Source organism: Halomonas salinarum, from assembly GCF_012062845.1.
Classification (GTDB): Bacteria; Pseudomonadota; Gammaproteobacteria; order Pseudomonadales; family Halomonadaceae; genus Onishia; species Onishia salinarum.
In genome coordinates this window covers 80,830-105,347 of record NZ_WWNB01000006.1, presented here as the reverse complement: position 1 = coordinate 105,347, position 24,518 = coordinate 80,830, and the positions used below count along the sequence as shown (strand labels likewise).

Annotated in this window: 23 protein-coding genes; 14 read left to right on the top strand and 9 right to left on the bottom strand. The window is 62.5% G+C overall.

Annotation, left to right across the window (positions count from 1 at the left end):
- Positions 1-230 precede the first annotated feature (230 nt).
- The 9 genes from radC to HF027_RS06425 all read left to right on the top strand — a co-directional run bounded on the left by radC (position 231) and on the right by HF027_RS06425 (position 8,720).
- Positions 231-905 carry a RadC family protein gene (gene radC / locus HF027_RS06465; RefSeq protein WP_136255527.1) on the top strand — a complete coding sequence of 225 codons (675 nt, stop codon included), beginning with the start codon at positions 231-233 and terminating at the stop codon, positions 903-905.
- A 415-nt stretch (positions 906-1,320) separates the two neighbouring features.
- Positions 1,321-1,557 carry a 50S ribosomal protein L28 gene (rpmB, locus tag HF027_RS06460; protein ID WP_136255528.1) on the top strand — a complete coding sequence of 79 codons (237 nt, stop codon included), beginning with the start codon at positions 1,321-1,323 and terminating at the stop codon, positions 1,555-1,557.
- 25 nt (positions 1,558-1,582) lie between these two features.
- Positions 1,583-1,738, top strand: coding sequence for a 50S ribosomal protein L33 (gene rpmG / locus HF027_RS06455; RefSeq protein ID WP_136255529.1), 156 nt, complete (start codon positions 1,583-1,585; stop codon positions 1,736-1,738).
- A gap of 119 nt (positions 1,739-1,857) precedes the next feature.
- Positions 1,858-2,766 (top strand): bifunctional DNA-formamidopyrimidine glycosylase/DNA-(apurinic or apyrimidinic site) lyase, encoded by a 909-nt coding sequence (mutM, locus tag HF027_RS06450; protein ID WP_168014022.1) that lies wholly within the window; start codon positions 1,858-1,860, stop codon positions 2,764-2,766.
- Between the two features lie 88 nt (positions 2,767-2,854).
- Positions 2,855-4,045, top strand: coding sequence for a class I SAM-dependent rRNA methyltransferase (locus tag HF027_RS06445; RefSeq protein WP_168014020.1), 1,191 nt, complete (start codon positions 2,855-2,857; stop codon positions 4,043-4,045).
- Positions 4,046-4,088: 43 nt separating this feature from the next.
- On the top strand, positions 4,089-4,409 hold the full coding sequence (locus HF027_RS06440; protein ID WP_168014018.1) for a putative signal transducing protein: 321 nt from the start codon (positions 4,089-4,091) through the stop codon (positions 4,407-4,409).
- Positions 4,410-4,604: 195 nt separating this feature from the next.
- Positions 4,605-5,720: an alanine dehydrogenase gene (gene ald, locus HF027_RS06435; RefSeq protein ID WP_168014016.1), complete on the top strand. Its 1,116-nt coding sequence runs from the start codon at positions 4,605-4,607 to the stop codon at positions 5,718-5,720.
- A gap of 206 nt (positions 5,721-5,926) precedes the next feature.
- Positions 5,927-6,940, top strand: coding sequence for a tryptophan--tRNA ligase (trpS, locus tag HF027_RS06430; protein ID WP_168014014.1), 1,014 nt, complete (start codon positions 5,927-5,929; stop codon positions 6,938-6,940).
- A gap of 109 nt (positions 6,941-7,049) precedes the next feature.
- On the top strand, positions 7,050-8,720 hold the full coding sequence (locus tag HF027_RS06425) for an NAD-dependent malic enzyme (RefSeq protein ID WP_168014012.1): 1,671 nt from the start codon (positions 7,050-7,052) through the stop codon (positions 8,718-8,720).
- Between the two features lie 220 nt (positions 8,721-8,940).
- Here the strand turns inward: HF027_RS06425 and acnA are convergent, their stop codons facing one another.
- Positions 8,941-11,679 carry an aconitate hydratase AcnA gene (gene acnA / locus HF027_RS06420; protein WP_168014010.1) on the bottom strand — a complete coding sequence of 913 codons (2,739 nt, stop codon included), beginning with the start codon at positions 11,677-11,679 and terminating at the stop codon, positions 8,941-8,943.
- A gap of 283 nt (positions 11,680-11,962) precedes the next feature.
- On the opposite strand from acnA, the gene HF027_RS06415 reads away from it, so the two are divergent.
- From HF027_RS06415 to trxB, 3 genes are all read left to right on the top strand, one after another.
- Entirely contained in the window at positions 11,963-12,172 is a 210-nt protein-coding gene (locus HF027_RS06415; RefSeq protein ID WP_168014008.1) for a zinc ribbon domain-containing protein, read from the top strand.
- 221 nt (positions 12,173-12,393) lie between these two features.
- Positions 12,394-12,996, top strand: coding sequence for a peroxiredoxin (locus HF027_RS06410; RefSeq protein ID WP_168014006.1), 603 nt, complete (start codon positions 12,394-12,396; stop codon positions 12,994-12,996).
- A 252-nt stretch (positions 12,997-13,248) separates the two neighbouring features.
- The gene (trxB, locus tag HF027_RS06405; RefSeq protein WP_168014004.1) at positions 13,249-14,205 is read left to right on the top strand and encodes a thioredoxin-disulfide reductase; all 957 of its coding nucleotides are present in this window, start codon (positions 13,249-13,251) and stop codon (positions 14,203-14,205) included.
- A gap of 155 nt (positions 14,206-14,360) precedes the next feature.
- Here the strand turns inward: trxB and HF027_RS06400 are convergent, their stop codons facing one another.
- Positions 14,361-14,594, bottom strand: a complete 234-nt coding sequence (locus tag HF027_RS06400) for a SlyX family protein (protein WP_342448729.1) — start codon at positions 14,592-14,594, stop codon at positions 14,361-14,363.
- 135 nt (positions 14,595-14,729) lie between these two features.
- Between HF027_RS06400 and HF027_RS15750 the strand changes: the two genes are divergently transcribed.
- Positions 14,730-15,194 carry a cold-shock protein gene (locus HF027_RS15750; protein ID WP_168014000.1) on the top strand — a complete coding sequence of 155 codons (465 nt, stop codon included), beginning with the start codon at positions 14,730-14,732 and terminating at the stop codon, positions 15,192-15,194.
- A 128-nt stretch (positions 15,195-15,322) separates the two neighbouring features.
- On the opposite strand, the gene HF027_RS06390 is transcribed toward HF027_RS15750, so the two are convergent.
- From HF027_RS06390 to map, 7 genes are all read right to left on the bottom strand, one after another.
- Positions 15,323-15,709 (bottom strand): hypothetical protein, encoded by a 387-nt coding sequence (locus tag HF027_RS06390; RefSeq protein ID WP_168013998.1) that lies wholly within the window; start codon positions 15,707-15,709, stop codon positions 15,323-15,325.
- Between the two features lie 28 nt (positions 15,710-15,737).
- A complete protein-coding gene (gene dapE / locus HF027_RS06385; RefSeq protein WP_168013996.1) occupies positions 15,738-16,907 on the bottom strand; it encodes a succinyl-diaminopimelate desuccinylase in 1,170 nt (389 codons plus the stop codon).
- Between the two features lie 58 nt (positions 16,908-16,965).
- The gene (gene dapD, locus HF027_RS06380; RefSeq protein ID WP_168013994.1) at positions 16,966-17,991 is read right to left on the bottom strand and encodes a 2,3,4,5-tetrahydropyridine-2,6-dicarboxylate N-succinyltransferase; all 1,026 of its coding nucleotides are present in this window, start codon (positions 17,989-17,991) and stop codon (positions 16,966-16,968) included.
- An 81-nt stretch (positions 17,992-18,072) separates the two neighbouring features.
- The gene (locus HF027_RS06375; RefSeq protein ID WP_168013992.1) at positions 18,073-18,417 is read right to left on the bottom strand and encodes a Spx/MgsR family RNA polymerase-binding regulatory protein; all 345 of its coding nucleotides are present in this window, start codon (positions 18,415-18,417) and stop codon (positions 18,073-18,075) included.
- A complete protein-coding gene (gene dapC, locus HF027_RS06370) occupies positions 18,414-19,676 on the bottom strand; it encodes a succinyldiaminopimelate transaminase (protein ID WP_168014106.1) in 1,263 nt (420 codons plus the stop codon). The genes HF027_RS06375 and dapC overlap by 4 nt, the downstream gene beginning before the upstream one ends.
- Positions 19,677-19,871: 195 nt before the next feature.
- Positions 19,872-22,547, bottom strand: a complete 2,676-nt coding sequence (locus HF027_RS06365; RefSeq protein ID WP_168013990.1) for a [protein-PII] uridylyltransferase — start codon at positions 22,545-22,547, stop codon at positions 19,872-19,874.
- Position 22,548: 1 nt separating this feature from the next.
- Positions 22,549-23,340, bottom strand: coding sequence for a type I methionyl aminopeptidase (gene map, locus HF027_RS06360; RefSeq protein WP_168013987.1), 792 nt, complete (start codon positions 23,338-23,340; stop codon positions 22,549-22,551).
- A gap of 338 nt (positions 23,341-23,678) precedes the next feature.
- Here map and rpsB point away from each other — a divergent pair, with 338 nt between their 5' ends.
- The gene (gene rpsB / locus HF027_RS06355) at positions 23,679-24,410 is read left to right on the top strand and encodes a 30S ribosomal protein S2 (protein ID WP_168013985.1); all 732 of its coding nucleotides are present in this window, start codon (positions 23,679-23,681) and stop codon (positions 24,408-24,410) included.
- Positions 24,411-24,518: the final 108 nt, after the last annotated feature.

Sequence of the window (24,518 nt, the reverse complement as noted above, 5' to 3'; positions counted from 1 at the left end):
ACTCAGCGCATTTCTTGCGTAGCGTGCCCCGGCCCGGGCGGTGATCTCCCGGTCTCCTGTCGAGCGTGTGGCTGCCGTGTCATTCAGGTGCGGGTGATCTCGCGGCGGTTCCCCATGATGGTGGGCGTTGCAGCATCGCTATATATAGGCTTTGCTAATAATGAGGCGGCCTGGCTTTCGCAGAGCGGTGAAGGCCGAGTCATCGTTACCCGGACGCAAGGAGGCGTCGTATGGCGATTCGAGATTGGCCGGAGGGAGAGCGCCCGCGAGAGAAACTGTTGAGCCTGGGGCCAGCAGCGCTATCAGATGCAGAGCTGCTGGCGATTTTTCTGCGGGTGGGGGTCAAGGGGCGCTCGGCAGTGGATCTGGCGCGGGATCTGTTGACGAGCTTTGGTGGCCTGCGGCCGCTACTCGAAGCGGACCGAGCGCGTTTTTGCGCCGAGCACGGGTTGGGCGATGCCAGCTTCGTGCAGCTGCAGGCGGTGCTTGAGATGTCGCGTCGCCACCTGGCAAGCCAGCTCACCCGGGGTGACGCCCTGACCTCGCCTGCGTTGGTGCGCGCCTTTCTGGCCTCGAAGCTTCGCCATCTGGGCCATGAGGAGTTCGCGGTGATGTTTCTGGATAGCCAGCATCGTGTGATTCACTTCGAGTCGTTGTTTCGCGGCACCCTCGACAGTGCCTCGGTGTATCCCCGGGAGGTGGCCCGGCGTGCCCTGGCGCTAGGCGCCGGTGCGACCATTCTGGCCCATAACCATCCTTCCGGAGTGGCCGAGCCGAGTGACGCCGACCGGCGCATCACGCAACGCCTCAAGGCGGCCCTGGAGCTCTTCGAGATCCGGGTCCTCGATCACTTTGTGGTCGGCGACGGCGAGGTGGTCTCTTTTGCCGAGCGAGGGTGGCTATAGAGGCAGCATGGTTGTCTTGCATGGTCGTCGTGGTATCGAGCGTCGCATGGAGCGGATCATTTCGCTCCTGCGATCATTTCGTTCCATGAGGAGGTGCGGTAGACTGCGCCGCCGAGTGCGAATGAGCCCTGAGTGATTGGTATCTATCGCGCCGGGTCACACAGCACCTGTCTGTCGTGTAGGTGTCGTGCCAACTAAAGACGCCCGTCTTGACCTCCAGGCCAGCGCTCATGGGAGTGCAGGGGGAGAGTGTTGTACCAATGATGCTTGCCGCGAATGCCGGCCTCTGGTATAACATGCACCCTTTAGAATTCCCTGGGTTAAATAAGGGGGCATCGAGGCGGTGGCCAGCCGTTCGCCCTACCCGGTTTGCCCGACAGGTTTTGAACAACTCGCCAAGCGGTTGGAGGCTCCCATGTCCAATGTATGTCAGGTTACCGGCAAGCGTCCGGTAACAGGTAATAACGTATCTCACTCCCAGCGCAGGACCCGTCGTCGTTTCTTGCCGAACCTGCATTCCCACCGTTTCTGGGTGGAGTCTGAGAAGCGCTTCATCAAGCTGCGCCTCTCCTCCAAGGGTATGCGCATCATCGACAAGAAAGGCATCGAAGAGGTGCTGTCCGATATTCGTAAGCGCGGCGAACGCGTTTAAGCAGCCTTCCAGGGAGAACTGAGTCATGCGCGATAAGATTCGTATGGTGTCCAGCGCCGGTACCGGCCATTTCTACACCACCGATAAGAACAAGCGGAACACGCCGGACAAGCTTGAATTCAAGAAGTTTGATCCGACGATTCGCAAGCACGTGATGTACAAGGAAGCCAAGATCAAGTAACACTTGATGGCTCCTGCCGCAGGCGAAAGCCTGTCGCCTGAACCCGGTTAACGCCGGGTTTTTGCGTCTTTGGCGCCTCCCTCTGTCCCACGCCCACCGCTCCACGGAATCATCGCGCCATGCCCGAGCTTCCCGAAGTCGAGACCACGCGCCGCGGTATCGCCCCCTATCTGGAAGGGCGCGAGATCCGCGAGGTGATCGTGCGTCAGCGGCGGCTGCGCCTGCCGGTGCCGGAGGGGCTCGAAAACGCCTTGATCGGTATGCGTATCGGTGCGCTTTCACGTCGTGCCAAGTATCTGATCCTGCCGATCGATGCGGCGCCCGGCGATGCGGCACCCGATGATGCGGCACCCGACAGTGTGGCATCGGGCGCTGTGGGGGCGGGCGACGGTATCTGGCTTGAGGCCAAGCCGCGTCAGGCGCTGCTCTGGCATCTGGGCATGTCCGGCAGCCTGCGCATTGCGCGGCTCGGCGATCCCCCAAAGAAGCACGACCATGTCGATCTGGTGATGGAGGATGGCGCGATTCTGCGCTATCACGATCCGCGCCGCTTCGGCTTCCTCGATTGGCTCGAGGGCGACGGCGACCGGCGCCTGGCGAAGCTGGGGCCGGAGCCGCTGTCGCCGGCCTTCGATGATGAGCGGCTGTTCCAGTGCTCGCGCAAGCGGCGCCTGGCCGTGAAGCCTTTCCTGATGGATAACGCCATCGTGGTGGGGGTGGGCAATATTTACGCCGCCGAGGCGCTGTTCCTTGCCGGCATCGATCCGCGCCGGGCTGCCGGCCAGATCTCGCGTGAGCGTTATGTGCGGCTCACCGCTGCGATCCGCGAGGTACTGGCGGCGGCGATAACGCAGGGCGGCACGACGCTGCGTGATTTCGTCAGTGGCACCGGGGAGCCGGGCTATTTCGCTCAGCGCCTGAATGTCTATGGCCGCAATGGCGAGCCCTGTCGACGCTGTGGAAGAGAGCTTCGCCTGGTGACTCTTGGTCAGCGTGCCAGCGTCTTTTGCCCTAGCTGCCAGACCTGATGTGGTTAATCCGCCGTGCTCGCGCGTTGCCGGGTGCGGCAGAGTAGACTGTCCTTACTTTCCTGTTGTCTGTTTGACGGAGACCTCCGTGACCGAACGCCTGCGCTTGAAGAAGAACGCCGACCGCCGCCTGAAGGCCGGCCATCTGTGGCTGTATTCCAACGAGATCGACACCGACGCGACGCCGCTCAAGACCTTCGAGCCGGGCGCCCAGGCGGTGATCGAAGCTCAGAACGGCCGTGCCATGGCAGTCGCCTACGTCAATCCTCACTCCTTGATCTGCGCGCGGATCGTGTCCCGTGATCCGGAGATGCGTCTCGACCGTTCGCTGTTGGTGCACCGTTTCAAGCAGGCTCTGGGCCTGCGCCAGCGGCTCTTCGCCAAGCCTTTCTATCGCCTCGTGCATGGCGAGGGCGATCTCTTGCCCGGGCTGATCGTCGATCGCTTCGACGATGTGCTGGTGGTTCAGCTCAATACCCTCGGCATGGAGCGCATGGCCGAGCAGGTGATCGACGCCCTCGACAAGGTGCTGTCGCCACGGGCCATCGTCTTCAAGAACGATTCCTCCGGGCGTCGCCAGGAGAAGCTTGACCGCCAGGTCGAGGTGGTCAAGGGCGAGCTGCCCGAAGAAGTGCTGCTCGAGGAGAACGGCGTACGTTTCGTGGCGCGGGTGCTCGATGGCCAGAAGACCGGCTGGTTCTATGATCACCGCGACAACCGCGCCTGGCTCAACCAGCTGGTGGCCGGCAAGCGCGTGCTGGACGTATTCAGCTATGTGGGGGGGTGGGGCATTCAGGCGGCGGCACATGGTGCCAGCGAGGTGCTGTGCGTGGACGCCTCCAGTGAAGCCCTCGAGCATGTCGCCGCCAACGCTGCCCTCAACGGCCTGACCGATCAGGTGGCCATTGGTGAGGGGGATGCCTTTGAGGCCATGGCCGCCCTCAAGGCCGATGGCGAGGAGTTCGATGTGGTGATTCTCGACCCGCCGGCCTTCATCAAGAAGCGCAAGGATATCCCCAGTGGCGAGCGTGCCTACTCACGCCTCAATCGTGAGGCGATGCGCCTGCTGGGCCGCGATGGCCTGCTGATGAGCGCATCCTGCTCGATGCACCTGGCGCCCGAGCGTCTTGTCGAGTGCGTGCGAGGAGCCGTGCGTCACCAGGACCGTCATGGCCAGGTGATCTATCAAGGTCATCAGGGCGCCGATCATCCGGTGCATCCGGCGATACCCGAGACGTCTTATCTCAAGGCACTCGGAGTGCGTGTTTTCCGTGACTAAGTACCGTGATTGATCCGGGCCTGGTGAAGGAGTCTCGCGACCGATGAGTGACTGGGTACGGGTCTTCGCTCACTCCAACGCGCTGATGGTCAGCCACGTGCACAACGTGCTGGAAAGCGCCGGGGTGCCGGCCGAGCTCAGAAACATGACGCTCGGTGGTGGCGCGGGTGAGCTGCCGCTGGGTGACTGCGAGCCCGGGGTCTGGGTGGCGCCACACAATGCCGAGCGGGCAGAAAACCTGGTGCACGAAGCGCTCGAGGGGCCGGTCGAGGCCCGTCCTGAGTGGCATTGCCCGGGCTGTGGTGAACGTCTCGAGGGGGTCTTCGAGACCTGCTGGGCCTGTGGTACGCATCGTCGCGACTGAGAGGCCCTTCCGATAGTCAGGAATATGTGTTTTTTAACGTCCAGCTGGCAACGGTTTCGTTGCTGGTTGGGCGTTTTTTTATGGACATTTTCTAAACTATCACAATGGCTTGGGCGTTCTTGTTCCGCTGTGCTGTACTGATGCTTGTGCGATGACCGACGCGCCCCGTGCGCCCGTTACCCTCAAGGAGGTGCCATGAAGATCGCTGTGCCGAAGGAAATCAAGAATCACGAATATCGCGTGGCCCTGACGCCCTCGGGCGTCCGTGAGCTGACTGGGCGTGGCCACCGGGTGGTCGTACAGGCAGGCGCCGGTGAGGGGGCCGGCTTCCCGGATGCTGATTACCAGACCGCCGGTGCTCACCTCGAGGCCGATGTGGCGACCCTCTGGCAAGAGGCCGAACTGATCATCAAGGTCAAGGAGCCCCAGCCCGAAGAGGTCGAGCGGCTGTCGTCAGAGCAGATATTGTTTACCTATCTGCACCTGGCCGCCGAGGAGGCCCTGACGCAAGGGTTGATCGAGAGCGGTGCCACCTGCATTGCCTACGAGACCATCACCGGGGCTGGCGGTGGCCTGCCGCTATTGGCACCGATGAGCGCGGTGGCCGGTCGCATGGCGGTGCAGGCGGGGGCCCACAGCCTGGAGAAGGCCCAGGGGGGCGCCGGCATTCTGCTGCCGGGCGTGCCGGGGGTGGCACCGGCCAAGGTGACCGTGATCGGCGGTGGGGTGGTCGGCGAGAACGCGGCGCGCATGGCATTGGGGTTGGGTGCCGAGGTGACCATCCTCGACAAGTCGCTCGCGCGTCTCGAGGTGCTCGATCATCGCTATCAGAGCCGCATCAAGGCCGTTTACTCGACGGCCGACACCCTGGAGGAGGCGGTGCGCGAGTCAGACCTGATCATCGGTGCCGTGCTGGTGCCGGGTGCTGCTGCCCCCAAGCTGATCAACCGCGCCCAGCTTGCCGAGATGAAGCCCGGCAGCGTACTGGTCGACGTGGCGATCGACCAGGGTGGCTGCTTCGAGACCAGCAAGCCCACCACCCATGCCGCACCGACCTATGTAGTCGACGGCATCGTGCACTACTGCGTGGCCAACATGCCCGGCGCGGTGGCCCGTACCTCGACCCAGGCGCTGACCAACGCGACCCTGCCATTCGTGATGGCACTGGCCGACAAGGGCTGGCAACAGGCGCTGGCCGATGACCCGCACTTCCTGGAAGGTCTCAATGTCCACGCGGGCCAGGTGACCTATCGGGCGGTGGCAGAGGCCTTCGGTCTCGAGAGTGTCGATGCGGCGAGCCTTTTGACCTGAGCGTCGCTTTCTTGAGCGTTATCTTCGTGAGTCTGGCGAGGTTGAGCGCAAGTGACTCCGAGGCCAACGGTTAACGTCTGTATCGATGCGTCACAGCCTGGGACGGCCCTGCAGGGTCGTCCCGTTGGGCGTGCCGTTCGCCTTGACCGGGACAGCGCTGTAAACTGGGGTGACTAGCCATTTACCCAGTGGACCCGTCCGAATTCATGAACAAGACTCGCGTTCTCACCGGTATCACCACCACCGGCACGCCGCACCTCGGCAACTACGTTGGCGCCATCAAGCCGGCCATCGCCGCAAGCCAGGATCCCAATGTTCAGTCTTTCTACTTCCTCGCTGACCTGCACGCCCTGATCAAGTGCCAGGACCCCAAGCGTGTGGAGCAGTCGCGCCTCGAGATCGCCGCCACCTGGCTGGCGCTGGGCCTTGATACTGACAACGCCATCTTCTATCGCCAGTCGGATATTCCCGAGATTCCCGAACTGACCTGGATGCTCTCCTGTGTCTGCGCCAAGGGCCTGATGAACCGAGCCCACGCCTACAAGGCGGCCGTCGGCGACAACGAGATTGCAGGCTCTCAGGACCCGGACAAGGGCATTACCATGGGGTTGTTCGGTTATCCGGTGCTGATGGCCGCCGATATCCTGATGTTCAATGCCCACAAGGTGCCGGTCGGCCGTGATCAGATTCAGCATATCGAGATGGCGCGCGATATGGCCGGGCGCTTCAACCACCTCTACAAGGGGCAGTTCTTTACCCAGCCCGAGGCGGTGGTTGATGAGAAGATGGAAGTGTTGAACGGCCTCGATGGGCGCAAGATGTCCAAGAGCTACAACAACACCATTCCGCTGTTCGTGTCCGAGAAAAAGCTCCAGAAGCTGGTGCGCAAGATCAAGACCAACTCTCTGGAACCCGGCGAGCCGAAGGACCCGGATACCTGCACCCTGTTTCAGATCTACTCGGCATTCGCTACCGTCGAGGAGACCGCCGAGCTGCGCCGTGAATACGAGAACGGCATCGGCTGGGGGGTAGCCAAGGACCGTGTCTTTGAGTATCTGAATGCCCATCTGCGTGAGCCCCGCGAGCGCTATCAAGCGCTGATGGAGGACCCGGGGCATATCGAGCAGGTACTGGCCAAGGGCGCCGAGCGGGCACGTTCTGAGGCTGCTCCCTTCATGGATCGCCTGCGAGAAGCGGCAGGACTCGGCCGCTTCATCTGATCGCAAGCCTATGACGTATCCGGCTCCGCCCATGCAGGAGTGAGTTGTTGCGGTAGCTCCCAACCATCGGGCGGCGATGATCGCCCACTGACAGTCAAAGGATGAGACGATGACCACATTGCCAAAGCGTCCCCTCTATGTGCCCTATGCGGGACCATCGCTGCTCGAGATGCCGCTGCTCAACAAGGGCAGCGCCTTCACCCTTCAGGAGCGCATCGCCTTCAACCTGATCGGCCTGCTGCCGCAGAACGTCGAATCCATTGAAGAGCAGGCCGAGCGCGCCTACCGGCAATACCGGCAGTGCCAGACCGACCTGGACCGTCACATCTACCTGCGCGCCATCCAGGACGACAACGAGACGCTGTTCTTCCGCCTGCTCGAGGAACACCTCGAGGAGATGCTGCCGATCATCTATACCCCGACGGTGGGGGAGGCATGCGAAGAGTTTTCCAACATCTATCGCAACCATCGCGGTCTGTTCATTTCCTATCCTGACCGGGAGCACATGGACGATATCCTGCGCTCCGCCACCAAGGACAACGTCAAGGTGATCGTGGCGACCGATGGCGAGCGTATCCTGGGGCTCGGCGATCAGGGCATCGGCGGTATGGGCATCCCCATCGGCAAGCTGGCGTTGTATACCGCCTGTGGCGGCATCAGCCCCGCCTATACGCTGCCGATCACACTGGATGTGGGCACCAACAACCAGGCGCTGCTCGATGACCCCATGTACATGGGCTGGCGCCACAAGCGTGTTTCCCAGGAGGAGTACAACGACTTCATGGCCACGTTTATTACTGCCGTGAAGCGTCGCTGGCCCAAGGTGCTACTGCAGTTCGAGGATTTCGCTCAGACCAATGCCATGCCGCTGCTCGAGCGCTACCGGGACGAGATGTGCTGCTTCAATGATGATATCCAGGGCACCGCCGCGGTCTGTGTGGGCACCCTGCTTGCTGCCTGTAAGGCCAAGAAGGAAGGCGTTGCCGAGCAGCGAGTGGCCTTCGTCGGCGCCGGCTCTGCCGGTTGCGGCATCGCCGAGCAGATCGTGGTGGCGATGTGTGCCGAAGGTCTCTCCGAGGAAGAGGCGCGTTCACGCATTCTGATGATCGACCGTCATGGCCTCTTGACCCGTGACATGGAGGGGCTCTATGACTTCCAGAGCCGCCTCGCTCATGACCGGGCGGATTTCACCGATACCAGCCTGCTGGGCGTGGTCAAACAAGCCAAACCTACTGTGCTGATTGGGGTATCCGGCCAGCGTGGCCTCTTTGATCAGGAGTTGATCGAGGCACTGCATGCCGGTTGCAAGGCACCACTGGTGATGCCGCTCTCCAACCCCACCTCCAGGGTCGAGGCGACCCCCAATCAGGTGCTGGCCTGGACCCATGGTCAGGCACTGGTCGCCACCGGCAGTCCTTTCAAGCCGGTTGAGCTCAATGGCGAGACCTATCGCATCGCCCAGTGCAACAATGCCTATATCTTCCCGGGCATTGGCCTTGGTGTCATCGCCTCCGGTGCAACCCGTATCACGGACGCCATGCTGATGGCGGCTTCCAATGCCCTGGCCAAGCATGCGCCAATGGTGCAACACGGTGAGGGTGCGTTGCTGCCGTCACTTGCGGATATTCGCGAGATCAGTCAGTCCATTGCCTTTGATGTGGCCAAGATGGCGCAACACGAGGGCAAGGCACTGGAGTGCAGTGATGAAGTGCTGTGGGCCTCCATCGAGCGCAATTTCTGGTATCCGCGCTACCGTGAATATCGCCGCCGGGCCTTCTGAGGCCGGGCCGACCAGGGGGGGTGAACAAGCGACGCGTCGTCGCGGTTCAGCTACCCGGTGGAGACGTTTGCCAGCTTGCTAACTAAGTGTCCAGAACGGCAGTACCCACAACGTACGTACCCGCAACGTATGTACCCGCAACAAGGTAAGTCCCCACAAAGAAGGCCCCGCCGGCTAACCGGCGGGGCCTTTCGTTGGGGCATCGGTCACGCTGCGTCGATCAGGCTTCGCCGATCATTTTGCGCAGCACATAGTGCAGGATGCCGCCGTGGCGGTAATACTCGAGCTCGTCGGCAGTGTCGATGCGGCACAGCGCATCGATCTGCTTCTCGCCCTTGTCGCTCTTGATGGTGACACGGACCTGGCCACCGGGGCTCAGGTCGTTGAGTCCCTCGATGGAGACCGTCTCGTCACCGGTCATGCCAAGCGACTGGCGGGTCTCGCCTTCGGGGAACTGCAGCGGTACCACGCCCATGCCGATCAGGTTGGAGCGGTGGATACGCTCGTAGGACTCGGCCAAGACGGCACGCACGCCGAGCAGGCGGGTGCCCTTGGCGGCCCAGTCGCGGCTGGAGCCGGTGCCGTATTCCTTGCCGGCCACCACGACCAGTGGGGTGCCTTCCTGCTGGTAGCGCATGGCGGCATCGTAGATCGACATCTGTTCGCCGGAGGGCACATGGCGGGTTTCGCCACCGACCACGCCGTCGAGCATCTCATTCTGGATGCGCACGTTGGCGAAGGTGCCGCGCATCATCACCTCGTGGTTGCCGCGACGCGACCCATAGGAGTTGAAATCGGCGGGTTTGACGCCGTGCTCCTGCAGATAGCGACCGGCGGGGCTGTCGGGCTTGATGGCGCCGGCTGGCGAGATGTGGTCGGTGGTCACCGAGTCGCCGAGCATGGCCAGCACCTTGGCATCCTTGACGTCTTCGGTGGCCTCGGGCGTGCGGCCCATGCCCTCGAAGAAGGGAGGATGCTGGATGTAGGTCGAGGCATCCGACCACTCGTAGACCTCGCTCTGGGGCACATCGATGGCCTGCCAGACGTCATCGCCGTCAAAGACCTCGGCGTACTCCTTGCGATACATCTCGGTCTTGACCTTCTCGACCGCCTCGGCGATATCGGCTTGCGACGGCCAGATGTCCGAGAGATAGACCGGTTGGCCGTCGCTACCGGTGCCCAGCGGCTCCTTGGTCAGGTCTGTGCGGACGTTGCCGGCGAGGGCATAGGCGACGACTAGGGGCGGCGACGCGAGCCAGTTGGTCTTGACCAGCGGATGCACCCGGCCCTCGAAGTTGCGGTTGCCCGAAAGCACCGAAGCGACGGTCATGTCGCCGTCGTTGATGGCTTTCTCGATGGGGTCGGCCAGCGGCCCTGAGTTGCCGATGCAGGTGGTGCAGCCATAGCCGACCAGGTTGAAGCCGAGTGTATTCAGGTCATCATCGACGCCGCCGGCGGCCAGGTAGTCGGTGACGACCTTGGACCCCGGCGCCAGCGAGGTCTTGACCCAGGGCTGGGTCTTCAGGCCCTTGGCCAGGGCGTTACGCGCCAGCAGGCCGGCGGCCATCATCACGCTGGGGTTCGAGGTGTTGGTGCAGGAGGTGATGGCGGCGATCACCACGGCGCCCGGGTTAAGCCTGATACTCTGGCCGTCGAGGTCGACGTCCTGGCTGGTGTGATGCTCGTAGCTGTCCTCGACGCCGACGGCGGTCTGGCCGCCCTCGGATTGCCACTTGTCTTGCTCTTCCTCCGATACCTTGGTGCCGTTATTGGCCATCAGCTTTTCGAAGGTGGTCTTCATGTCTTTCAGCGCGACCCGGTCCTGGGGACGCTTGGGTCCGGCAAGGCTGGCTTCGACATCGCCCATGTCCAGCGCCAGGGTATCGGTGAAGACCGGCTCGTCCCCGGTCTCGCGCCACAGGCCCTGAGCCTTGCTGTAGGCCTCTACCAGCTCGACCTGTTCGTCTTCGCGACCGGTGAGGCGCAGGTAGTTGAGGGTCTCGTCATCAACCGGGAAGAAACCACAGGTGGCGCCGTATTCCGGTGCCATGTTGGCGATGGTCGCGCGGTCTGCCAGCGGCAGGTCGTCCAGGCCGTCGCCATAGAATTCGACGAACTTGCCGACCACGCCGCGGCTACGCAGCATCTGGGTGACCGTCAGCACCAGATCGGTGGCGGTAATGCCTTCCTTGAGCTTGCCGGTCAGCTTGAAACCGACCACCTCGGGAATCAGCATCGACACCGGCTGGCCAAGCATGGCCGCTTCGGCCTCGATGCCGCCGACGCCCCAGCCGAGTATGCCCAGGCCGTTGATCATGGTGGTGTGGGAGTCGGTGCCTACCAGCGTGTCTGGATAGGCGAAGGTCTTGCCGTCTACTTCCTTGGTCCACACCGTCTTGCCCAGATACTCCAGGTTGACCTGGTGGCAGATGCCGGTGCCCGGTGGCACGACGCGGAAGTTATCGAAGGCCTGCTGCCCCCAGCGCAGAAACTCGTAGCGCTCGCGGTTGCGCTCCATCTCCAAGGCAACGTTGTCCTTGAAGGCGCTTTCGTCGCCGAACTTGTCGACCATGACCGAGTGGTCGATGACCAGATCGACCGGCGAGAGGGGATTGATGCGCTCGGGATCTTCGCCGAGCTTGGCCACGGCGGCGCGCATCGAGGCGAGATCGACCACCCCGGGCACGCCGGTGAAATCCTGCATCAGCACGCGCGCCGGCCGGTAGCCGATCTCGCGAGAGGAGCGGGCTTCTTTCTGCCAGTCGACCAACGCCTGAAGATCGTCGGTCGAGACGCTCTCGTCATCGGCGAAGCGCAGCTGGTTCTCAAGCAACACCTTGAGCGTCTTGGGGAGGCGGGAGATGTCGCCGAGGGTGGAAGCGGCCTTTGGGAGACTATAGTAATGGTAGGGTTGATTGCCTACCTTGAGGGTATCCAGCGAGTCAGGGGTGGTGCTCATGGTTTTCTCCTCGTGCCGAGTGAAGGTCATGATGCAAGCAAGCTCATGTGACCATCGATGGATCATCAGTGAGACATGGCTACGACAATGGCTGCTTTCAAGCCTAGCCTATGGGAACACAAGCAAGGGTAACAGGCCGAAAGATGAAGCACTGGGTCATCAGTGTGCCATGGTTTCTTGAAACGACGCCCAATCGCCCCCATCTAGCTGTCAGTCGTCAGCAAAGGCAGTCGTTGGCACAGGGTCATGGGTTATCAATGACGATCACCGTAAGGAGAGAGACATGCATGAAGAGATGTTGAATTCACATGCGGCAAGTTGTCCTTACTGTGATACGGGCTTCGAGCTTCTGGTCGATGCCAGTCAAGGTAGCCATACCACCTGGGAAGACTGTCCACGCTGCTGCGCACCGATACAAGTGCAGGTAATGGTGTCCGATTTCAGCGGTGAGGTCGAAGGAGTCACCCTTGGTCGCGATGATGATGTCGTCTAGGCATCATCTGTTCGTCACAGGTCAGGCGTAATACCCTATAGCGGCCCATGAACAATGCGGTGTGTGGTGAAAAGGTGGGGTCGTGCTATCACAGCAGCAATGCCCATAGACACACGCTATATTGGCCATTGGCCTTATCAACTTGGCAGAGTCATGAGCGCGGCCTTAGGCTGGGCTCAAATTCATCATCCATTGATCATTCCATCAGCAAGGAGATTTGCATGAGCGTACTGGTAGGTCGTCAGGCCCCCGACTTCGATACCGCCGCGGTACTGGGCAACGGTGAAATCGTCGACAACTTCAAGCTGTCCGACAGCAACGGCAAGCTGCGTGTGCTGTTCTTCTGGCCGCTCGACTTCACCTTCGTCTGCCCGTCCGAGATCATCGCCCACGACAACCGTCTGCAGGCGTTCAAGGATCTGGGGGTTGAGGTTATCGGTGTCTCCATCGATTCCCAGTTCACCCACCATGCATGGCGCAAGACCTCTCCGGATGCCGGCGGCATCGGTGAAGTTGGCTTCCCGATCGTTGCTGACGTCAAGCACGAAGTCACTCAGGCTTACGGCATCGAGCACCCGGATGCCGGCGTTGCGATGCGCGCTTCCTTCCTGATCGACGAAGATGGCGTCGTTCAGCATCAGGTCGTCAACAACCTGCCCCTGGGCCGCAACGTCGATGAGATGCTGCGCATGGTCAAGGCGCTCAAGCATCACAACGCGCACGGCGAAGTTTGCCCGGCCGGTTGGGATGAAGGTGCAGAAGGCATGAAAGACACGCCGGAAGGCGTCGCCAAGTACCTGGGGTCGTACGCCGAAGCGCTGTAAGCGTTGAGGGGTATGAAGAGGCGGCCTGCGGGCCGCCTCTTTTGTGTCTGGCGCTTTTGTAGCGAAGAGGCTTTTGCCTCGAGCCATGCTGAGAGGCTCTGGCTGACGGCCTTGGGATGCTACACTCCCTGCCGTTAAAATTACCCATCCACCAAGCGTACTGTGGCCTGAGTTCCCTCTGCGTTTAACGCACTCAGGCCAGAGAGCGTTTTCGGCCGACATCCGGCCGTCATTTTTTTGTGAGGACCCGACATGAGCGAAGTGCGCCACGAACGCCTGATCATCCTGGGCTCAGGCCCTGCCGGTTACACCGCTGCCGTCTATGCGGCTCGCGCCAACCTGAAGCCACTGCTGATCACCGGCATGCAGGCAGGGGGGCAGCTGACCACGACCACCGATGTCGACAACTGGCCGGGTGATGCGGATGGCGTTCAGGGACCTGAGCTGATGGAGCGCATGCGCGCCCACGCCGAGCGTTTCGATACCGAGGTGCTGTTCGATCACATCGAGGAAGTCGAACTGCGCGAGAAGCCTTATACCCTGAAGGGCAACAGTGGCACCTATACCTGCGACGCGCTGATTATCTCCACCGGCGCCAGTGCCCGTTATCTGGGTCTCGAATCCGAGAAGACGTTCATGGGGCAGGGCGTGTCTGCCTGCGCGACCTGCGACGGCTTCTTCTATCGTAACCAGGAAGTGGTAGTGATCGGCGGAGGCAATACCGCTGTGGAAGAAGCGCTATACCTGTCGAACATCGCGTCCAAGGTGACCCTGGTGCACCGCCGCGACAGTCTGCGTGCCGAGAAAATCCTGCAGGACAAGCTGTTCGATAAGGTCGAGAACGGCAACATGGCGGTTGAATGGAATTACACCCTGGACGAGGTGCTGGGTGATAACAGCGGGGTGACCGGGGCGCGTCTCAAGTCCACGCTGGATGGCAGTACCAAGGAGATGGCCGCACCGGGCGTATTCATCGCCATCGGCCACACGCCCAATACCGGTATCTTCGAGGGTCAGCTCGAGATGGCGGGGGGCTACATCAAGGTGCAGTCGGGCCTCGAAGGCAACGCCACCGCCACCAGTGTTCCGGGCGTCTTCGCTTCCGGCGACGTGATGGATCACGTCTATCGTCAGGCCATCACCTCCGCGGGCAGTGGCTGCATGGCAGCGCTGGACGCTGAGCGCTATCTGGACGGCCTGGAAGGCTAAGCAACTCCCCAAAGGCGCCTCCTTGGGTGCTGAACCGGATCGAAACGAACCGCTTCAGCACCCGACGCTGATACCTGCCCCTACCCGTTTGAGTGGCCAGGGCCATTCGTCCTGAAGGCCACTCAAGCGCTCGGCTGTGCAGTCCGTCACTACGCTCAATAGTGTGGTGGGCGCTCGTCTTCGAAGCTCACCTGATCGCCTTGTGAGTCGTCCAGGGCGCGTTGTTGCTGGCGCAGCTTTGCCTGCATCAGTTCACTCATGCGCTCAAGCCCTGCCAGCCGAGTCTCCTGGGCAGCCACTGCCTGATCCAGGGTGTCCAGCCAGTGTTCCTGATAGGCGATTCGGCTCTCGAGGCCTTCCAGGCGGGCGAGCCAGTCGTGATCTTGCATGGTAGTATCCTCGTGTGGCCTGTTGCCGTTCATCGCGACAGCCTCATCTTGTCAGCTTATGCCCATCAGCGTTACGGCGGTGGGATTTCGTCATGACCCCTTCATCCATTGCCATCACAAGAGAAACCGAGGTCCATGAATCAAAAGGTCTTACTTCGTTGTAGTCTGATCAGCGTGCTTCTGGCCGCGCCTGCGCCACTGCTGATCGCCCTGTTCATCTTCCTGACCGGGGGAGATTTGTCCCGCGAACTGTTCGCCAGCCTGGAGGTGGGCGGTGTCGCCCTCGTCTATCTGGCCACAGCCGTTGCCGTTTTCCTGGTCACCCTGACGGCTACCGTTGCCATCCATGTGCTGACACCGGCCCTTGCGACGCTTGCCGACGTTGAAGACGACGATCGCGAGATCGGCGAGGTCAAGTGGTTCAACGTCAACAAGGGGTACGGCTTCATCACTCGCGACGGCGGAGATGATGTGTTCGTGCACTTTCGTGCTATTCGCGGCAAGGGGCATCGGACCCTGGCCGAGGGGCAAAAAGTGCGTTACCACGTGATCGAAAACGAGCGCGGTTACCAGGCCGATGACGTGACCGTCATCACCTGAGGCAACGGCCTGCGCTCGGCTTGTATTTCCAGTGTTACCGTCACACTCAACGTCCCGTCTGGCAACCAGGCGGGACGTTGTCGTTTCGGCTAGTGGCCAGCCTTATTTGCCAGCCTCATTTTCCAGCTTTATTTGCCAGAGTCAGGCCAGGTGATGACGTCTTCCTGGCCGTCGGGCTGGACGCGCCAGAAACGGTCCGGGTCGTCACCCGGTTGCCAGCCGCCCAGTGAACAGCGAACTTCGACGTTCAGGGCGGTCGCGGCCGCCCGGGCACAGTCAGCATCGCGGGGCCAGGGCGAGGCGTCGCTGTCGAACCAGAGGCTTGAGAAGCTGTCGGCTGCCTGCTCGACCAGCAGTACCGGAACCTTGTTGCCGTCCAGGTGGCCGGTGGTGCGCCATTGGCGCTTGCCGGCACGAGACAGCGGTGGCGCGTCCAGGGTGGCGGCCAGCCAGGCGTCCAGGGCCTCGATCGGCGCCTTGGCCAGGTAGATCTCGATATCCGGGTAGCGTTGCATGCTTGACTCTCGGTAGCGGGTGGCAGGCTCAGTCGGCGCGAGCGAACAGCCGCGTGAGGATGGCTTCGTAGATGTCACTGAGGGTATCCAGGTCGGCGGCGCGGACCTGCTCATTGACCTTGTGGATCGTGTCGTTACGCGGCCCCAGTTCGACCACCTGGCTGCCCAGCGTAGCGATGAAGCGTCCGTCCGAGGTGCCGCCGGCGGTAGACAAGGTCGGCCGCTTGCCCGTGACGCCTTCGACGCCGGTCACGGCCGCTTCGACAAGCTGACCTTCGGCGGTCAGGAAGGGCTCACCGTTGAGTGTCCAGTCGAGACGGTAGTCGAGGCCATGGGCGTCGAGGATCGCCTCGGTGCGTTCCCGCAGCGCCTCGTGAGTCAGCTCGGTTGAATAGCGGAAGTTGAACACCACTTCAAGCTCACCCGGGATCACGTTGGTGGCCCCGGTACCGGCGCGGATGTTGGAGATCTGGAAACTGGTGGCCGGGAAGAAGGTATTGCCGGCGTCCCAGTGTTCGCGGGCCAGGGCATCAAGCGCTGGCGCAGCGTCGTGGATGGGGTTGCGCGCCATGTGCGGGTAGGCCACGTGGCCTTGTACGCCCTTGACGTGCAGCACCGCACCTAGCGAGCCGCGGCGGCCGTTCTTGATCACGTCGCCGACCCGTTCGCTGGACGAGGGTTCGCCGACGATGCAGTAATCCAGTCGCTCGTGAGCCTCGCGCAGATGCTCGACCACGGCACGGGTGCCGTCCACGGCGGGCCCTTCCTCGTCGGAGGTGATCAGGAAGGCGATCTTGCCGTCATGATCGGGATGCGCGGCCACGAAGCGCTCCACGGCGGTGACCATGGCGGCCAGGCTACCCTTCATGTCGGCGGCGCCGCGGCCGAAGAGCATGCCGTGCTCGTCGATGAAGGGCGCGAAGGGCGGGTGGTCCCACTTGCTCTCGGGGCCGCTGGGCACCACATCGGTATGGCCTGCGAAGGCCAGTACCGGGCCGTGGTGACCACGCACCGCCCAGAAGTTCTCGACGTCGCCGAACGGTAGCCGCTCGATGTGAAAGCCGAGGCGCTCGAGGCGCTCGATCATCAGCGCCTGACAGCCGACGTCATCGGGGGTTACCGAGGCGCGGCTCATCAGGTCGATGGCCAGATCGAGGGTCGCGGAGGGCATCGAAGAAGGCGTGGCGGTATCGGACATGCGTCATCCTGGTTGGCGAGGGAGCAGGGCGCCCGCCGGTGGCGGGCGCAGCAAAGGCTTAGTTGTGGGCGTGCAGCGCCTCGTTGAGCGCAACGGCGCTCTTGTTGGTCAGGCACTCGATGCGCCCCGACTGCGAGTGGCGACGCAGCAGCAGGTCGTCTTGGCCAGCGAGAGCGCGGGCGGCAACGGTCTCGACCACCTGTCCCTGATCGTCGAGCACGGCGACCTTGGAGCCGGCGGTGATGTAGAGGCCGGATTCGACGGTGCAGCGATCCCCCAGCGGGATGCCGATGCCGGCATTGGCGCCGATCAGGCAGCCTTCACCGACCTTGATGACGATGTTGCCGCCGCCGGACAGGGTGCCCATGGTCGAGCAACCACCGCCCAGATCAGAGCCCTTGCCGACCATCACGCCAGCGGAGATGCGGCCCTCGACCATGCCGGGCCCTTCGGTGCCGGCATTGAAGTTGACGAAGCCTTCGTGCATCACGGTGGTGCCCTCGCCAAGGTGAGCGCCCAGGCGCACACGGGCGGTATCGGCGATGCGTACACCGGCCGGCACGACGTAATCGGCCATCTTGGGGAACTTGTCGACGCAGTCGACGGACAGGGCGCGGCCTTCGAGACGCGCCTTGAGGCGACGCGCCGGCAGCTCCTCGATGTCGATCGGGCCCTCGCTTGACCAGGCGACGTTGCGCAGCAGACCGAACATGCCCGTCAGGTCCAGGCCATGCGGCTTGACCAGGCGGTGTGAGAGCAGGTGCAGCTTGAGATAGACCTCCGGGGCGCTTTGCGGTGCCTGGTCGGTCTCGAGGAAGGTGGCAACCAGCGGGCGCTGGCTCTGCGCCAGGGCTGCGGCAAACTCTGCCTGCTTGGTGTGGCCGACGGCCTTGAGCGCTTCGGCAAGATCGGCACAATGCTCGGGCAAGAAGCTTACCGCGACGTTGCCGGCGGGGGCACCGAGGGCCTGGCGTGCGGCGTCGACGAGGCTTGCCTCGGGGTTGAGCAGCGGCGCCGGATAGTAGACATCCAGCCAGTCGCCTTGAGTGTTCTGGTTACCGATTCCGAGTGCGAAGCTCAGCATGGGGAAACTCCTTTCGTTTGTAGGTGAGCGAGGCTTTGGGGCCTCGGGCAAGGTGAAGTCGTGTCGAGCATGGTGGCGGTATCAGCCGTCAAGGTCGTCATAGTCGCCGTCGCGGTAGCCGACCCGAATGTCCTCGCCGGTATCGAGTAGCGGGCGCTTGATCAGGGTCGGGTTGGCGAGCATCAGTTCGCGGGCCGAGTGGGCATCCAGCTTGGCCTTGTCGGCGTCGTCGAGCGCTCGCCAGGTGGTGCTGCGCTTGTTGAGCAGGGTCATCACCGGCACATGCTCGAGCAGATGCTCGAGCCGCTCCGTGGACAGGCCATCCTTGCGCAGGTCATGGACCTGGAAGGGCAGCCCCTTGTGCTCCAGCGCCTTGCGCGCCCGGCGGCAGGTATCGCAAGCCTTGATGCCATAGAGCGTGATCATGTCGGGGCCTCCTCGTCGTCGGTCATGGCCGCCCGCCAGCGTTCGGTGAAGCGGCGCAGACGCCGGGCAGCCTCGGCGGTCGACTCGACGTCGGCGACCAATGCCAGCCGGATGCGACCGGCCCCCGGGTTGACACCGCTATCGCTTGATGAACCGTCGCCTGCGGTGGTGCGCCCCATGTAGCTGCCTGGCAGTACGCTGACGTTTTCCTCGGCGAAGAGCGCCCGGGTGAAGGCTTCATCGTCGCCACCGGGCACTGCTGGCCACAGATAGAAACTCGCCTCTGGCGTGGGAAAGTCCATCACCGGGGCGAGGATCTCGGTGACGGCGGCGAACTTCTCGCGATAGGCGTCGCGGTTGGCCTTCACATGGGCTTCATCGCGCCAGGCGGTGATCGAGGCGCGCTGCAGCGGTAACGACATGGCACAACCGTGGTAGGTGCGGTAGCGCTTGAAAGGGGTAATCAGATTGGCGTCACCGGCCACGAAGCCCGAGCGCAGGCCTGGCAGATTGGAGCGCTTGGACAACGAATGAAAGACCAGGCAGCGCCGGTAGTCGTGGCGGCCCAGGCGGGCACAGGCGTCGAGCAGTCCCGGCGGCGGGGCGGTCTCGTCAAGATACAACTCTGAATAGCACTCGTCGGAGGCGATGATGAAGTCATGCTCGTCGGCAAGCTCGATCAGACGTTTGAAGTCCTCGAACGGGGTTACCGCGCCGGTGGGATTGCCCGGTGAGCACAGGAACACCAGCTGAACGTCGCGCCAGGTCTCGGCCGGTACCGCCTCGAAATCCGGGCGAAAGCCTTGTTCGGCATGACAATCTAGGTACAGCGGGGTGCCGCCAGCGAGCAGCGTTGCCCCCTCATAAATCTGGTAGAAGGGGTTGGGCACGGCAACCCTGGCCGGGCGGCGACGATCGAGGGCGGCCTGCACGAAGGCAAATATCGCTTCCCGGGTGCCGTTGACCGGCAGCACCTGGCGGTCCGGATCGAGGCCGCCAATGCCTTGCAGGCCGAAACGCTTCGTCGCCCAGTCAGCGACGGTCTGGCGGAGTTCGGCAAGCCCGGCGGTGGCCGGATAGCGGGCCATCTCATCACGATGGGCACTGAGCGTCTCGAGCGCCCTTGCATACGGCGGGTGCTGGGGTTCGCCGATGGTCAGCGGAATGTGCGATAGCGCCGCGGGGGGCGTGACATTGGCCTTGAGGGCGGCAAGCTTCTCGAAGGGGTAGGGCTTGAGCGCATCGAGATCGGGGTTCATGGCTGTCCTGGCCGCCTCGCGGGGCGTTGTCGTGATCGTGGTGACGGCATGGGGCTCGATCAATGGGGCCGCATGGTCGGTCTGGCGCATGGGTTCAGGCAAGCGATTATAGGGAAGCCGGCGAGGCGCCTCAATCTCGGCGCCTGCCGGCTTTTGAGCCCAGCTGATGAAAGGGCCGTTGTCTGGATGATGAACCTAGACGTCGAGCATCTCGACCAGCCGCTCGCGCAGTTGCTGCTGGCGCGTGGGGTCGGTGAGCGGTGCACCGTTACGGTCAGTGATGAAGAAGACGTCTTCGACCTTCTCGCCAAGCGTGGCGATCTTGGCGGCCGAAAGCGCGATGCCCTGCTCCATGAAGATCCGGCCGACCCGAGCCAGCAGGCCAGGGCGGTCGGGTGCCGTCAGTTCGAGCATGGTGCGCTCATTGCCCGGGTCCTGGGCGATCTCTACCCGGGTCGACACCTTGAAATGCTTGAGCTGGCGCGGCGTGTGTCGGGTGACGATCTGCGGGTAGTCGTCCGGATTTTCGAGCTCCTCGGCCAGGTGGCGGCGCATGGTCTCAAGCCGCTCGCGGTCTCTGATCGGCTGGCCGTCTTCATCGAGCACGATGAAGGTGTTGAGGGTCCAGTTATTGCTCGAGGTAGCGATGCGCGCATCATGGATCGACAGGCCAAGCTGCTCCATGGCCGCGGCGGTGGCGGCGAACAGATCATCCACCGAGCGGGTATGGATGAACACCTTGGTGCCGCCCTCGGTCATGTCCTGGGTGGGCGCGCTGATCAGGATGAGGGGCAGGTTCGAGCCGTCATGCGCAAGGATGCCCTGCGTCTGCCAGACGATCTCGCTGGGGGCATACTGCACGAAGTAGTCCTCGCCCAGCGACTCCCACAGACGCTCGACCCGCTGGGGGTCAACGCCGACGTTGGTCAGCAGGCTGCGCGCTTCTTCGCGAGTCTCGCGGACCCAGTCATCACGATCCAGCGGGTTTTCAAGCCCGCGGCGCAGGGCGCGCTTGGTCTCGGCGTGCAGCTGGCGCAGCAGTGAGGCTCGCCAGCCGTTCCAGAGGGTCGGGTTGGTGGCATTGATGTCGGCCACGGTCAGCACATAAAGATAATCGAGGTGGACCTCGTCGTGCATCTGGGTAGCGAACTCGCGGATCACCTCCGGGTCTGTGATGTCGCGCTTCTGCGAGGTCTTCGACATCAACAGGTGATGTTCGACCAGCCAGCTGACCAGCCGGGTATCGCGTGGTGAGAGGCCGTGACGCTCACAGAATTCCTCGGCATCGCGGGCGCCGAGCAGCGAGTGGTCGCCGCCGCGCCCCTTGCCGATATCGTGATAGAGCCCGGCGATCCATAGCAGTTCGAGCTTGGGCAGCTGGTGGACCAGTGCGGCGGCGACCGGGAACTCGGCGCGGCAGCGCGGCTCGCGGAAGCGCTGCACGAATTTCAGAAGGCCCAGGGTATGGGCATCGACCGTATAACTGTGGAAGAGGTCGTGCTGCATCAGCCCCACCGCCTGGCCGAACTCCGGCAGGTACTTGCCGAGCACGCCGTAGCGGTTCATGCGCCTGAGCTGGCGGGCGACGTTGCCGCTGGAGCGGAGCAGCTCCATGAACAGGCTCTGATGGCGGACGTCGTCGCGGTAAAGGTCATCCATCAGATGGCGGTGGTCGCGAATCAGGCGAATGGTCGAGGCGCGTACCCCCTCGATTTCCGGATGCTGCGCCATCAGCAGGAACAGCTCGAGCATGGCCGCGGGGCGATAGCGGAAGACTCGCTCGTCGCGAGCCTGGATATAGCCGCCCTTGACCTCGAAACGGTCGTTGAGGTGGTGCGTCTCGAGGACCTCGTCGGCGCGCAGGATGACCTCGTCGAAGTGCTGCAGCAGCATGTCGTTGAGGCCAGCAAGAGCCGTGACATGGCGATAGTAGCGCTTCATGAACTGTTCGACGGCCAGGCGACCGGGAATGTCCCGATAGCCGAACAGGGTGGCGATGGTGCGCTGATGATCGAACAGCAGGCGATCCTCGGCGCGCCCGGTGAGCATGTGCAGGGCGTAACGGACCTGCCACAGGAAGGACTGGCCCTGACTGAGGATACGCAGCTCGGCATCGTTCATGAAGCCGTTTTCGACGACCTCCTCAAAGCGCAGTTCTCCGAACTGGCGTTTGGCGACCCAGCCGATCATCTGGATATCGCGAAGGCCACCGGGGGAGCTCTTGATGTTCGGCTCGAGGTGATACTCGGAGTTGTTGTAGCGGTAGTGACGGGCGATCTGTTCCTGCCACTTGGCCTCGAAGAAGGCATCTGCCGGCCACAGCCGATCCGTCTGTATCCTTTCCCGCATGGCGTCGCGCAGGTGGCTTCCGCCTGCCAGGGTGCGTGTCTCGAGCAGGTTGGTGATGACCGTGACGTCGGCGCGAGCCTCACGCTCACAGTCGTTCAGCGAGCGCACGCTATGCCCGATATCGAGCCCGATATCCCACAGGAAGGTGATGAAGCCGGTCAGTGGTTCGCGGTAGAGGGTGTCGTCATCGTCTTCGAGCAGCAGCAGCAGGTCGACATCCGAGTGGGGATGCAGCTCGCCGCGGCCATAACCCCCGACGGCCAGCAAGGCGACGCCATCGTCGGGCCAGGCATGGCGCGACCAGGCGATCTCGAGCAGGCGGTCGAGGCACCAGGCGCGGCCATGCACCAGGTCGCGAATATCGGCGCCGGCGCGAAAGCGTTCATCCAGGTTTTCCTGAATGTCGCTCAGCGCCTGCTTGAAAGGGGCGATCGGCGAGCGCTTGCCCTCAAGCTCGATGCAGAATTCAGCAACATCGAAGAGGCTTGTGTCGGGCTGGAAGCGGTAGTGATGCAGCAGCATGTCAGCTCGAGAGGAAGCTCAAGTCTTCCTCGCCACGCGCGGTCAGTACCTCGACACCGGTGGCGGTCACCAGCAGGGTGTGCTCCCACTGGGCGGATAAGCCCTTGTCCTTGGTCACGGCGGTCCAGTTATCGCGCAGGACTCGGGTGCGGTGATCGCCAACATTGATCATGGGCTCGATGGTGAAGCACATGCCTTCTTCTAGGGCGATGTCGGCTTCGGGCGCATAGCCATCGTAGTGCAGTACCTGTGGCTCTTCGTGGAAGACGGAACCGATGCCGTGGCCGCAGAAATCACGGACGACACTGTAACCGTTGGCTTCGGCATGCTGCTGAATGACGCGTGCCAGCTGGGACAGGTGGACGCCGGGCTTGACCTCGGCGATGCTCCTGTAGAGGCACTCCTGGGTGATACGGGCCAGCCGTTCGCCCTGAATGCTCTCGCCGACGATAAACATCTTGCTGGTGTCGCCGTGGTAGCCGTCGGCGGTCTTGACGGTGATGTCGATATTCATGACGTCACCCTTCTTGAGCTTCTTGGCATCGTCGGGGATGCCGTGGCAGACCACATGGTTGATCGAGGTGCAGATCGACTTGGGGAAACCATGGTAGTTCAGCGGGGCCGGTACAGACCCTAGCTCATTGACAATGAAATCATGGCACAGGCGGTCGAGCTCGCCGGTGCTGACGCCGGCCTGAACGTGAGGCGTGATCATTTCCAGTACGCGGGCGGCCTGCTTGCCGGCTTCGCGCATCTTGACGATTTCGTCGGCAGTCTTGATGGATACGTTCATGGAATCTCGGGTTGTGAAGGGGGAAGGGCGCTCGCGTGTGGCCGAGCAAACGGCAGGCGGGCAGGGCGCTTGCGACTTCATCTTGATATTGATCTATGGTATAAAGCTGCGCGCTTTCCTGCAATGCGTTGTGCCGAGTGCTTCGCTTCTTCTATACGTCCGGCGACCAGGCTGTCCCGAACGGTGAAGGCTGCGTGCGTTGCACGGCCTGCAGCAAGGCGCTAAATAGCCTGAAAAACACACATGCACCGACACATGGTCCCGGGTGCCGTCGGCTAGTCCGAGGGTCGGATCCATGGGGTGCGTGGAGGCCTAACCCGATAGTCCAGGAGTCATTCATGACACAAGTTAATATGCGTGACCTGCTCAAGGCAGGCGCTCACTTCGGTCACCAGACCAAGTACTGGAACCCGAAGATGTCCAAATACATCTTCGGCGCCCGCAACAAGATCCATATCATCAACCTCGAGCATACCCTGCCGGCGCTTAATGAAGCGATCAGCGTGGTCGAGAAGATGGCGGAGACCAACAACAAGATCCTGTTTGTTGGCACCAAGCGTGCGGCAGCCAAGGTGATCAAGGAAGAGGCTAACCGCGTTGGCATGCCCTTCGTCAATCATCGCTGGTTGGGCGGCATGCTGACCAACTTCAAGACCATTCGCGTGTCCATCAAGCGTCTGCGCGAGCTTGAAGCGATGCACGAAGACGGCACTTTCGAGAAGCTGACCAAGAAAGAAGTGCTGATGGCGACCCGTGAGCAGGACAAGCTCGAGCGCTCCGTAGGCGGCATCAAGGAAATGGGCGGACTGCCCGACGCGCTGTTCGTGGTTGATGTCGATCATGAGCGTATCGCCATCAATGAAGCCAACAAGCTTGGCATTCCGGTCATCGGCGTGGTGGACACCAACTCCAACCCGGACGGCCTTGACTATGTGATCCCGGGTAACGATGACTCCATCCGCGCCATCCAGATCTACGTGCAGAGCATCGCCAATGCCTGCGCCAAATCGCAGGAAGGTCGTCCCGACGAATTCGTTGAAGTCACCGAAGACGACCAGGTCGCCGAGTGATGGCGCTGGTCTACCCTGAAGTGTCACCCGGTGTCGCCATATTGATGGAGACCCGGTCAGTGGGCACCGCTCATTGCGCATGAAGGGTAGGCATAGGAGGGGGCTTGG